The organism is Chryseobacterium suipulveris, from assembly GCF_022811685.1.
Classification (GTDB): domain Bacteria; phylum Bacteroidota; class Bacteroidia; order Flavobacteriales; family Weeksellaceae; genus Kaistella; species Kaistella suipulveris.
In genome coordinates, this window is sequence record NZ_CP094532.1 from 2,067,614 (window position 1) to 2,079,894 (window position 12,281).

14 protein-coding genes are annotated in these 12,281 nt (G+C 39.2%); 12 read left to right on the forward strand and 2 right to left on the reverse strand.

All coding sequences use genetic code 11. The annotated features are described in order from the left end of the window. The first annotated feature begins 224 nt into the window (after window positions 1–224). From MTP09_RS09705 to MTP09_RS09760, 12 genes are all read left to right on the forward strand, one after another. On the forward strand, window positions 225–1,175 hold the full coding sequence (locus tag MTP09_RS09705) for a T9SS type A sorting domain-containing protein (RefSeq protein ID WP_243548215.1): 951 nt from the start codon (window positions 225–227) through the stop codon (window positions 1,173–1,175). Window positions 1,176–1,395: 220 nt separating this feature from the next. Then, window positions 1,396–1,992, forward strand: coding sequence for a TetR/AcrR family transcriptional regulator (locus tag MTP09_RS09710; RefSeq protein WP_243548216.1), 597 nt, complete (start codon window positions 1,396–1,398; stop codon window positions 1,990–1,992). Window positions 1,993–2,038: 46 nt separating this feature from the next. Further along, entirely contained in the window at window positions 2,039–3,286 is a 1,248-nt protein-coding gene (locus MTP09_RS09715; protein WP_243548217.1) for a TolC family protein, read from the forward strand. Between the two features lie 119 nt (window positions 3,287–3,405). Then, window positions 3,406–4,377 carry an HlyD family secretion protein gene (locus MTP09_RS09720; protein WP_243548218.1) on the forward strand — a complete coding sequence of 324 codons (972 nt, stop codon included), beginning with the start codon at window positions 3,406–3,408 and terminating at the stop codon, window positions 4,375–4,377. Window positions 4,378–4,646: 269 nt separating this feature from the next. Next, a complete protein-coding gene (locus MTP09_RS09725) occupies window positions 4,647–5,573 on the forward strand; it encodes an ABC transporter ATP-binding protein (RefSeq protein WP_243548219.1) in 927 nt (308 codons plus the stop codon). Window positions 5,574–5,694: 121 nt separating this feature from the next. Beyond that, the gene (locus MTP09_RS09730) at window positions 5,695–6,423 is read left to right on the forward strand and encodes an ABC transporter ATP-binding protein (protein WP_243551635.1); all 729 of its coding nucleotides are present in this window, start codon (window positions 5,695–5,697) and stop codon (window positions 6,421–6,423) included. Window positions 6,424–6,590: 167 nt separating this feature from the next. After that, window positions 6,591–7,691, forward strand: a complete 1,101-nt coding sequence (locus tag MTP09_RS09735; RefSeq protein WP_243548220.1) for an ABC transporter permease — start codon at window positions 6,591–6,593, stop codon at window positions 7,689–7,691. A 73-nt stretch (window positions 7,692–7,764) separates the two neighbouring features. Beyond that, the gene (locus MTP09_RS09740; RefSeq protein WP_243548221.1) at window positions 7,765–8,886 is read left to right on the forward strand and encodes an ABC-2 transporter permease; all 1,122 of its coding nucleotides are present in this window, start codon (window positions 7,765–7,767) and stop codon (window positions 8,884–8,886) included. A 17-nt stretch (window positions 8,887–8,903) separates the two neighbouring features. Then, complete coding sequence (locus MTP09_RS09745; protein ID WP_243548222.1) at window positions 8,904–9,314, forward strand: hypothetical protein; 411 nt, start codon at window positions 8,904–8,906, stop codon at window positions 9,312–9,314. Then, complete coding sequence (locus MTP09_RS09750) at window positions 9,301–9,675, forward strand: hypothetical protein (protein WP_243548223.1); 375 nt, start codon at window positions 9,301–9,303, stop codon at window positions 9,673–9,675. The genes MTP09_RS09745 and MTP09_RS09750 overlap by 14 nt, the downstream gene beginning before the upstream one ends. Continuing rightward, on the forward strand, window positions 9,672–10,166 hold the full coding sequence (locus MTP09_RS09755) for an HMG-box domain-containing protein (RefSeq protein ID WP_243548224.1): 495 nt from the start codon (window positions 9,672–9,674) through the stop codon (window positions 10,164–10,166). Before MTP09_RS09750 ends, MTP09_RS09755 begins: the two co-directional genes overlap by 4 nt. Window positions 10,167–10,257: 91 nt before the next feature. Beyond that, window positions 10,258–10,635 carry a hypothetical protein gene (locus MTP09_RS09760; RefSeq protein ID WP_243548225.1) on the forward strand — a complete coding sequence of 126 codons (378 nt, stop codon included), beginning with the start codon at window positions 10,258–10,260 and terminating at the stop codon, window positions 10,633–10,635. Here MTP09_RS09760 and MTP09_RS09765 read toward each other — a convergent pair. After that, entirely contained in the window at window positions 10,582–10,941 is a 360-nt protein-coding gene (locus MTP09_RS09765) for a hypothetical protein (RefSeq protein ID WP_243548226.1), read from the reverse strand. The two genes, MTP09_RS09760 and MTP09_RS09765, sit on opposite strands and share 54 nt — an antisense overlap. Before the next feature lie 35 nt (window positions 10,942–10,976). Then, complete coding sequence (locus MTP09_RS09770; protein WP_243548227.1) at window positions 10,977–12,275, reverse strand: glycosyltransferase family protein; 1,299 nt, start codon at window positions 12,273–12,275, stop codon at window positions 10,977–10,979. Window positions 12,276–12,281 lie beyond the last annotated feature (6 nt).

A 12,281-nucleotide genomic window follows, 5' to 3' on the forward strand; every position in this document is an offset into this window, starting at 1 on the left:
AACAATATTTCTACAAATATTGCGCTCCGTAGTAGCGCAATATTTTGGGATCACAAATCTTCTACAAAGATCGCGCTCCTACGGAGCGCAACTATTCGATCGTGAACATTATTCTACAAAGATAGCGCTCCTACGGAGCGCCCCGCTCAATCACCTTTCTTGCTCATTTCAAAAATCACTCAGAATTTTATTAACTTTGATTAAACCTTATAAAAAATATCAATATGAAAATTATCTCTACACATTCACAAAATCCGACTCCTCATCCTTTTTCAACAGTAACAAATCGGTTTTGGCTCAGCGTTTTCACAGCTTTTCTGCTGTTAGTTGCCAACAGTTCCATGAAAGCTCAAACCAGCGTGGTCGTTCCCGACGATAACCAGGGAACGTCGTTCATAGGACCGTATGCAAATGCGGGAAGAACGCTGCAGCTGCTTATTGACAATACATTGCTTACCTCACTCAACGGAAAACACATCAAGTCAATTTCTTTTAGATTACCAGCAAGTACAGCCACAAGTTGGCCGACTACGGACTTAACTTATAACAACTACGAAGTTTATTTGAGTGACAGTGTAGAACCTGCAGACAGACAGCTTGTCTTTGCCAATAATGTAGTCGGAACACAAACACAGGTACGAACCGGTCCATTGGTAATTCCAGCAGGAGCACTTACTGTTGGCTCGAATCCAAATGATTTCAGCTTTCAGATCAACTTTGATCAAACATGGCTATACGAAGGAACCAATCTCTTGATCGAGATCCGCCACAGCGGAAGCGGAATTTCATCCAGAACTGTTCACGCAGCGGGAACAAGCGCTCCGGGTTATGGCACACTCTACTCTGCTTGTTGGCAGTCAACAGCTTCTGTTTTGCAGGGCAATTTCTCTTATGTGCAGATTACCGCTGAAGAAAGTCTTGGAACAAGTACAGTTACAATTGACTCAGAGCTTCAGATATTTCCAAATCCAGTGAGAGACATGATCCAGATAAAATCAAATCTTCAAATTGCCTCTTATGAAATTTACAATGTGAACGGGCAGATTATCACTTCGAACCTGATGAGATTGAACAATTCTAAAATCGATGCGAGTCAACTTCCTAAAGGCATTTATCTACTTAAACTAACTGATACAAAAGGAAACACCCAAATTTCGAAATTTATCAAAAATTGATATTAACTTTTCACGGGTAATAAGAACCATCTGAATTTGAAATTTTAGATGGTTTTATTTTTTTAGACATTGCATTTATTAATCTTTTGCCGACATCAAGTTCACGATGATTAGCTCAGCAAATCAAAATTAGACCAATTCTAAATTAATCATTTGATTAAATAAATTGTTTAAATCAAAAAATTTATTCATAACTTTGTTTCATCAAATCAGAAATGTAATGGAGACCCAAGAAATATCAACCGAAGACAAAATCCTTTTAGCGGCATCCAAAGTCTTTAACGAAAAGGGATTCTCAGGAACAAGGACAAGAGATATTGCTGATGAAGCAGGGATTAACCTCGCTCTTCTCAACTATTATTTTCGAAGCAAAGAAAAACTTTTTGAGCAGGTAATGAAGGTAAAAATCGTTCTTCTCTTCGGGCAGATTATACCGATTGTAACGAATCAAAAAACTTCCTTGGATGAAAAAATAGATTTGGCGACCGAGAAATATTTCGAAATTCTTTCCAAGAATCCAAACCTTCCGTTGTTCATTATCAGCGAAATTCAGAAGAAAAATTCTGATATCACCACTTATCTGCCAATAGAAAAAGTGGTGAAGGACGCCCATATCATTAAACAGATCCAGGAAAGAAAACCCGATGCAAATCCTTTTCACTTTCTGATCAATTATTTAAGTATGACCGTTTTTCCGTTTGTAGCAAGACCAATCTTAAACGGATTCAATGTAATGAACGAAGTAGAGTTCAAAACCTTCGTCAATGAACGTCGTAAATTGATTCCCGTTTGGATTAAAGCAATGCTGGATAGTTAGTGGGGGATAAAAAACTCGATTAAAACACAAAATCTAAGTTAGAAAAATGAAAAAACTAAAATATTTGTTGATGTTGGTTTTCTTCTCTGTCAATGCACAAACATTGACCATCGAAGAAGCTTATTCTTTGGCAAAGCAAAATTATCCCCTGATCAAACGCAACGATCTGATTGCAAAAACCAAGCAGTACAACATCGAAAATGCATCAAAGGGTTGGCTTCCGCAGATTAATGTTATTGGACAGGCAACTTATCAGAATGAAGTAACTCAACTTCCCATCTCGCTGCCAAATATGACGATAGAACCTTTAAGCAAAGACCAATACAAAGTATTTGCTGATGTCCAGCAAACCATTTATGATGGCGGAATGATTTCAAACCAAAAGAAAATGGCCGAAATCAATTCAGAAATCGAAATGCAGAAAACTGAAGTGGAAACCGATAAACTGGAAGAACGAATCAATCAAATGTTTTTCGGAGCACTTCAAATGGATGAACAGATTCAACAGGTGGAACTCACAAAAACTGATATTGAAAATGCCTTGAAAAAAGCGGAAGCTCAACTGAAATACGGCGTTATTTTTCGAAGTAATGTAGATGTTTTGAAAGCCCAACTTATCAATCTGGAACAGAAAAAAATTGAACTTCAAACCGTAAAGAAAAGTTTTCTGGATATGCTTTCGGTCTTCATCGCGAGAAACCTTGATGAAAACACTCAACTTCAGAAACCAGAAAGAATTTTAGTCGAAAATCAAAATAACCGTCCGGAACTGAAACTGTTCGATCTACAGAAACAGGCACTGGAGCAACAAAAATCCATTATCAATTCTAAGAATCTACCGAAACTTGGAGCTTTTGCTCAAGGCGGATACGGCAAACCGGGGTTCAATATGTTGAAAAATGAATTTGATGTATTCTACATCGGTGGAATCCGGCTTAATATCCCAATCACAGGACTTTATACAAAAAAAAATGATTTGGCTTTAATTGATATTCAGCAGCAGGAAATTGAAGTTCAACGGGAAAACTTCCTGTTCAACCAGCAGTTTCAGACTTTACAAAATAACAATGAACTCGATAAGATTCAGCAACTTATCGAAAAAGACAGCGAACTGATTACCCTTCGAGAAAGCATCAAAAAAGCATCTCTCGCCCAATTGGAAAACGGCGTTATCACCACCAGCGATTACTTGCGCGAAGTAAACGAACTCGACCGCGCCAAAAACCAAAAAATCTTGCATGAAATACAATATCTGTTGACCCTGTATAATTTGAAAGCACAACTTAATAATTAAGATACAAGATACAAGGCAAAAGAATCAAGATAAAAGAAAGAAGGCAAAAGACCAAAGTACCAGTTGCAGCGCAACGAACGATATTTTAACCTTCGAATTCATTCCAAAAACAAGAAAATATGAAAAAATTAATAATACTTCCCCTGTTTTTGTCAATCTTCGCCTGCAAAAATTCAGGACACGATTACGATGCTTCCGGAACCTTCGAAGCCGATGAAGTAATGGTTACCGCCAAAGCCAACGGCACCATTCTCGAACTGAATGTGGAAGAAGGTATGCAGCTCGACAAAAATCAAAAAGTTGGACTCATCGACCCGAAAAGTGTGGAACTGCAGAAAGAACAGGTGATTGAAACCATTGGAGCAATCGAACAGAAAACCGGTTCGGCTGATCCACAAATTCAGGTGTTACAGTCGCAGATCAGTTCTCAGCGTGCGAATATATCGGTATTGAATGAGCAGTTGAGAAATGCCGTTCGTGAACGCAACAGAATTTCAAACCTTGTAAAAGCCGATGCAGCCACAAAAAAACAACTGGATGATGCGAACGGACAGGTTGATGTGATTCAGAAACAGATTGCTGCGGCTCAAACCCAACTTTCTACGCTCAATTCACAGATTGTCGCTGCAAGGGAAAATGTTTCGATACAAAACCGTGCGGTTTTAAGCGAAAGAAAACCAACCTCAAAAAGAGTGGAGCAGTTTGATGAACAACTGAAAAACAACAGCATCGAATCTCCGATTTCAGGAATGGTTTTGACTAAATATTCCAATGCAGGTGAATTTGCAACCATCGGAAAACCGATTTTCAAAGTGGCAAGTTTGGATATAATGACTTTAAAAACCTTCATCACCGGTGACCAATTGGCGAAAGTAAAAACCGGACAACAGGTAAAAGTGCTGATTGATTCCGGTGACGGAAACACCAAAGAACTTCCCGGAACCATTTATTGGATTAGTTCAAAAGCAGAATTCACTCCAAAAACCATCCAAACCAAAAATGAAAGAGCCAACCTCGTTTACGCCGCAAAAATCCACGTGAAAAACGACGGCTTTCTGAAAATCGGAATGTATGGCGATGTGAAGTTTTAGAAGATGGAAGTCGGAAGACCGTAGACCGAAGAAAAAATTGAATAATTAAAAATGACCTAGGAGATTTTTGCGTGAAGAAATTTGAAAACATTTTCGTTAAGAAATTTCCACTGTTTGAGTGGCGGCAAAAATTTTTCTTAATCCAACAAAGTGAGTTTCCGCCCGAGTTTTGGAAATTTTAGAAAATGATTACAAATTTTAGCAAAAAGATCCAAGTCTTGAATTTTTGATTCTTTTGTTACAAGACAAAAGAATGGAAAAATATAGATATGAAAAGCATAGTAGTACATCACCTCACCAAAACCTACGGCAAGAAAAACGAAAAAGTTCTTGCAGTGGATAATGTAAGTTTCGATGTAAATCCGGGAGAAATCTTCGGACTCATCGGTCCCGATGGTGCCGGAAAAACTTCTATTTTCAGAATGCTGACTACAGTAATTCTTGCGGACAGCGGCTCTGCAACCATTGAAGGTCTCGATATGGTAAAAGACTTCAAAGAAATCCGAAAAATTCTGGGTTATATGCCGGGAAGATTTTCCCTTTATCAGGATTTATCTGTAGAAGAAAATCTTGAGTTTTTTGCGAGTGTTTTCAATACGACCATTGAGGAAAATTATGATTTGATTAAAGACATCTATGTTCAGATACAACCATTCAAAGACCGAAAAGCAGGCAAACTTTCGGGCGGGATGAAGCAAAAACTGGCTTTAAGTTGTGCTCTCATTCACAAACCAAAAGTGCTGTTTCTGGACGAACCGACAACCGGAGTTGATCCCGTTTCAAGAAAAGAATTCTGGGAAATGCTGAAACGACTGAAAACACAGGGAATCACGATGGTTGTGGCAACTCCTTATATGGATGAGGCAGCAATGTGCGACAGAATTGCGCTGATTCAGGAAGGAAATATCCTGCAGATTGACACTCCGGAAAACATCAGCAACTCCTTCCCAGACTTACTTTACGAAATAAAAGCCGGAAGAACTTCGGATGTATTAAAAGCACTTGAAGATTTTGAACATAAGAAAAATGTATATGCTTTCGGAGAATTTGTTCACCTTACCGCGGAGCAAAACGAAAAATTTAGTTTAGAAGAAATCAAAAATTTCCTTGAGGAAAAAGGATTTGAAAATATTGAAATTAATAAGGTGAAAGCGAGTATTGAAGATAGTTTCATTAGACTGCTGTCAATCCCCTAAATCCCCAAAGGGGACTTTAATGACCGTCCAAAAATATTTCAAAAAATAACAAGAAGTGACTAACACCCAATTCAAACAGGATTCAACCGCAGCTCCCCCTTCGGGGGAAAGGGGGAAAGCCATTGTCGCCGACAACATCACCAAAGTTTTTGGCGACTTCACTGCGGTGGATCACATCAGTTTTGAGGTGAAAAAGGGTGAAATTTTCGGATTCCTCGGTGCAAACGGTGCAGGAAAAACCACGGCAATGCGTATGTTTTGCGGGCTTTCAGTTCCAACATCAGGAAAAGCAACCGTTGCCGGGTTTGATGTCTATAAAGAAACCGAAAGTATCAAGAAGAGCATCGGTTATATGAGTCAGAAATTTTCACTTTACGGAAATCTCACGGTGAAAGAAAACCTGGAATTCTTCGGTGGAATCTACGGAATCGGAAGAAAAGAACTGAAAGAAAAAAGCGCTGAACTCATCCAAAAATTAAGTTTGGAAAACGAGAAAAACAAATTGGTTTCGGAACTTCCGCTGGGTTGGAAACAGAAACTCGCTTTTTCAGTAGCTATTTTCCATAATCCTGAAATTGTATTCCTAGACGAACCAACCGGAGGTGTGGATCCTGTAACAAGACGGCAATTTTGGAGTATGATTTATGAAGCTGCCGACCGTGGAATCACGACTTTTGTAACCACACACTATATGGACGAAGCAGAATACTGCGACCGGGTTTCAATTATGGTGGATGGAAAAATATCCGCGCTTGATACACCCGCAAACCTGAAAAAACAATTTGAAACCGATTCGATGGATGATGTGTTCTATCAATTGGCGCGTGGCGCAAAACGAAGTGCAGATTAATTTAAACCACAAAAGAAACAAAAGAAAATCATTATGTAAAGTCATTTAAAAGAATGAGAAAGTTTGAAATCAAAGATTTCAATTTTGTGAATTTTTTAAAACGCAGTCAGTTCCATCTCTAAATCTTTTGTGCATTTTGTGGTTTTGAAATTTTGAGTTAAGAAAAAATGAAACAGTTATTAACCTTCGTAAAAAAAGAATTCTGGCACGTTCTGCGCGACAGAAGAACTTTGCTTATCCTTTTCGGGATGCCGATCGTGCAGGTTCTGTTGTTCGGATTTGCGCTCAGCACCGAGGTTAAAAACACGAAAATTGGAGTATTAGACCACGACAAATCTCAGAATTCCCTCGAACTGATTTCGAAAATAAACTCCAACCAATATTTTGAGGTTGACAAGAATCTGAAATCCATCAACGAAACTGAAGATGCTTTCAAAACCGGGCATATCAAAATGATTCTGGTGATTCCCGATGATTTTTCTGAGAACTTTATGTTGGGTAAAAAAGGACAACTTCAGTTAATTACCGATGGAACCGACATCAACCTTGCCAATCAGATTATCAATTTCATGAATAATATTGTGCTGGATTTATATGGCCAAACAACGGCACAACCGATGTCCGGCGCAATTCCTGAAATCAGAATGCTTTACAATCCTCAACTGAAAGGTGCACCTAATTTCGTTCCCGGAGTGATGGCATTAATTCTCTTAATCATCTGCGTTTTGATGACGGCCATCGCCATCGTAAGAGAAAAAGAAACTGGGACAATGGAAGTTTTATTGGTATCACCGATGAAACCATCCATCATCATCTTGGCAAAAGCAATTCCGTATTTCATCCTGTCGATGATTATATTGATTTCAATTATCGTACTGAGTGTCACACTTTTAGAACTGCCAATCAAAGGAAATCTGCTCCTGCTTTTTATTGTAAGTGTCATTTTCATCATCACTAACCTGCTCATCGGAATTTTGATTTCCATTATGACCGATTCGCAACAGAATGCAATGCTCATTTCCCTTGTAGGAACCATGTTGCCAACGGTAATGCTCAGCGGATTTATGTTCCCGATCGAAAATATGCCGCCACCTTTACAGGTTGTTGCCAACGTCATTCCAGCAAAATGGTATTACGAAATTGTAAAAAACATCATGATAAAAGGAACCGGAATCGAAGTCATCTGGAAACATATTTTAGTCCTTTCAGGAACAATGATTCTGCTCTTTGCGCTTGCTGTGAAAAAGTTTAAAATTAGATTAGAATAAGACCGAAGACGGAAATCTGATGTCCGAAGAAAACTGCGGTCTTCGGACTATCGTCTTCAAACATCTTAACGAAATGCGAACACTCCTCATACTCATCCGAAAAGAATTCCTGCAAATATTCAGGAACAAAGCAATTTTGGCAATTATTTTCGTGATGCCGGTGGTTCAGCTGTTGGTACTTCCACTTGCAGCCAGCTACGAAATCAAGGATGTTAAAGTGGCGATTGTCGACCACGACAAATCCACTTACTCACGTGAACTGATTCGGAAAGTTACCGGTTCCGGCTATTTCAAAATTACGGATTACGGAGAAAATTACGCCAAAGCATACAGCGATGTCGAGACCGAAAAAGCCGACCTCATCATCGAAATCCCAAACAATTTCGAGAAGAATTTGGTAAAAGAAAACCAGGAAAAAGTCCTTTTAGCCATCAATGCCATCAACGGAACAAAAGCCGGACTGTCAGGAAGTTATTTAGCGCAAATTCTACAAGATTTTAACCAGCAGATTCAGGTAAAAATGACGCCGCAAGTCGAAACCGCAAAGAAAACTTCCGGCCTGGAAATCATCCCAAAATTCTGGTTCAACGAGCATTATAATTACCGTTTATCACTCGTTCCGGGCATCCTCGCATTCCTCGTAACGCTTATTGGTGGTTATCTTACCGCCCTCAACATCGTGGAGGAAAAAGAAATCGGCACCATCGAGCAAATCAACGTATCGCCCATCAAAAAAAGCCACTTCATCCTCGGGAAACTCATTCCTTTCTGGCTTTTGGCAATGCTGGCGTTCACCATCGGCTTATTCGTGACGATTTTCATTTACAACATCGAAATGCAGGGCAACCTCCTCTTGCTCTACTTTTTTGTCGCGGTCTATATGATCGCACTTTTAGGCATGGGACTTCTCGTGTCGGTTTACAGCGAAACGCAGCAGCAGTCGATGTTCGTGGTCTTTTTCTTCATGATGATTTTCATCCTGATGAGCGGACTTTTCACCCCAATCGAAAGCATGACCGATTGGGCAAAATGGATCGCCTACGCAAATCCAGTAACTTACGGCGTAGATGCAATCCGACTCATCATGCTCAAAAACAGTGGTTTCAACGATTTGTTGCTACACTTTGGAGTCATTACACTCATGGGAGCAATTTTCATCGTGTGGTCGGTTTTGAGATACAGAAAAACAAGTTAATTAACAAACTCAAAAATATGAAAGGAAAAAACAACATCGCAATCGGATTCCTTGCCATGGCAGTATTCATGACATACGGATTTCTGCTGATTTACCTTCGCGACTTTGCTCCGGGTAAAGAAGAATGGATTAATTCCTACAGTGTAGGAAAACACTTCGAGGCGCGTCTTGCACACGTTCACGGCAACCTTTTCGCCTTTTTGAACATCGTTATTGGTTATCTTCTGATTCATTTCCGCAATCAGTTGGCGAATGTAACTACCATTTCGTGGCTTGCTTTGATTGGACTTTTGATGCCACTCGGAATTTTAGCCGAAATCTATCTCGGTTTACCGCCAATTTTTGTTCTGATTGGAGCCATCTCAATGACGGCATCTGTAGTTTGGCTGGGAATTTCTTTCTTTAAAATAAAAAATGATGAAAAATAAAATTTTAGCTTTTGCCATATTATTCTTTGGATTACTCACACTATTCTTAAGTAGTTCCATAATCTTCGACATGTTTGGGATTCGTGAGAAAGAGGGCAATTATGTTCTGGCGGTAGTTTGGGCAAATTTCATTGCTTCAATCATCTATATTTCTGCTGCTTACGCTTTGTTTACCAACGGGAGATGGGCAAAAACTTCACTTATAATTGCGGTAATTGTCCTAATAATTGGCTATATTGCGTTGTTCGTGCATATCAATTCCGGTGGACTTTACGAAACAAAAACCATCGGAGCGATGGCATTCAGAATTATTTTAACTTTAACATTTTTAATACTAACCCATAAATTTAATAAGAAATGAAAAAGTTCATTATCCCTGCAATCATCGGTATTGCAGTGCTGACTTCATGTGAAAAGAAACAAACAGAAGAGGTAGATCACTCAGAGCACACTGCACAAACAGAGCAGGTTGCCACAGATGATCATGCAGATCATGCAGAAAATGCAGAAAATGCAGACACCAGCGTTGCATTAGAACTTGATAACGGTAATAAATGGAAAACCAACGCCGAAATGTTGCCTTTTATTCAGGAGCAGGAAAGATTGCTTGAAGCTTATGATGACGACAAAGACGGCTATAAAGTATTGGCAACCAACCTGAAAGCAGCAAATGAAAAACTGATTAAAAGCTGTACCATGACCGGAAAATCCCACGATGTATTGCACGTTTGGCTCACCGAACACATGAAAAACATCGACCTTCTATCCAAAGCAGCCACCAAAGAAGAAGCCGACAAACTAACCGACGTGTTGGAACACTCGATGGAAACTTACCATCAGTATTTTAATTAGATTTTTTGCAAACCCAAGATGTTTGATGACTTCAAAACCTTCAGAGAATTTTTTTTTCTGAAGGTTTTACTTAAAATCATTAATTGCCCATATGAAAAAGATTATCACTTTGCTGATTTTTTCATTAGTAACAGTTTCTGCCTGCAAAAAAAATAACGAAGTGAAAGCATCTGAAAATATTTCGACACTGCAGTTAGACAACGGTAAAAAATGGAGGATGAATGCGGAAATGAAAGCATACATTCAAAAAACCGAATATTTGCTCAACAGTTACGACGGCAAAAGCGATTACAGAATTTTAGCAAGAGACCTCAGTGAAACCAATGATCACTTTCTGAAAAGGTGCCCAATAAAAGAAACAACACGACAAGTGATGCACGAATGGTTGAAGCTGCTTATCGAAAAGACGGACAAGCTAGCAAAAGCAGAAGGCGGTGATCAGATGCGCCAAAAAAGTAATAAAAGCTAATGAAATAGCGCTGAACCAAGGATTGAACGAAAAAACCAATCCGAACATAAAAGAAAAAGTCATCCCAAAAGCACACGCGACGAGGTGAATCATTCTTTTTTCAAGTGAAGAATGTGTGAAATATAAAATAGTCAGTGCACCGATACTTGTAATATTTCCAAAAGCGGGTTTGTCGAAAAACCAACCAACGAAAAGACACAAACCGACGCACAGTCCCGCCAAAAACGGAAAATGCCAAAGCCGTTCTGTCTCCCGAATTTCAACGAAAGATTTCAGGTGGTGGTTGAGTTTGTGGTATTTCATCATACTTTGTCGAATCTAAAAAAACAAGAATTTGAAAACTAAATCAATTCCACCAGTTTTTTCGTCAGATTCCATCGGGAAAACTGATCGATATTTTGGGTGGAAGATGCTGTTTTTCCATTCTTCCAGTCGTTGAATTTCGCAAGGATAAATTGCTTCAAGTCATGAGAATCTGAATACGAAAAATGTTTCCCTGCATTAGTTTCATCGAGGATTTTCTTCACATCGCTTTCTTCGGGACCGAAGGAAACTATATGCTTTCCCGTTTGCAGGTATTCAAAAATTTTTCCTGGAATAATGCCTTTTGATTGTTCATCAGGAAAATTGGTAATGAGCAGTAAATCAGAATTCCGCATTTCGTGATTAGCTTCGGAATGAGAAAAGTATCCCAAATTATTAACAGAGTTTTTCAGTGAAGTTCTATTGAGTTCCTCTAAAATTTTGTCGTCAATTCTTCCAACAAATTTCAGCTGAAACTGGTTCTTGAAATCTTCATTCTCATTAATGATTTCGGTCAGAACTTTCCACAAAATATCGGGATTTCTGAGCTGCTCCAAAACGCCGATATAACTCAAAGTAAATTTTGTTTGACGGTTTGAGGGTTTGAAAGTTTGAGGGTTTTCGGAAAAAAGATCACCATCAAAACCATTGGTAATGCAAAACGCATTCGCTCCCTTTTTTCTGAAATTTTCGGCGTCGGTAAAACTTGTGGCTAAAGTGATGTCTGCGTTTTCGAAGACTTTTTTTTCTAAACTTCGGTGTTTTTGGTCGGAAGATTTGGTCAGCTTCAAATGTTTGTAGTAGGAAATCTCCGTCCACGGATCACGGAAATCGGCAATCCATTTCAATTGAGGGAATTCCTTCTTCAACTCCAATCCAATTAAATGCAGAGAATGAGGCGGTCCCGTTGTGACCAATGCGTCGAAATGGTTTTCTTTTAAATATTTTTTCAGGATAGTTACTGATGGCTTCACCCAGAAAACCCGTGCGTCGGGAATGAAGAAATTTCCGCGGACCCAGATCGAAAGTCTGGATTTCCAGGACTGGTTTTTCCCGACATCGAACTGTCCCGCCTTGAATTTCTTGTTGTCTTTCCCAAAAAATTCAGCGATTTGGTACGGTTCCCAGATTTTGGTTTTGATGATGTCTAAATCAGGGGAAACCTCCTGTTCCAACGTTTCGTCAATAATCGGATAACTTGGATTTTCGGGAATAAACACCGTCGGTTTGCAACCGAATTCAGGAAGATACTTTGCGAACTTTAACCACCGCTGAACACCTGGACCACCCGATGGCGGCCAATAGTAAGTGATGATAAGAATTCTTTTTTGTTCCAAGTTTCA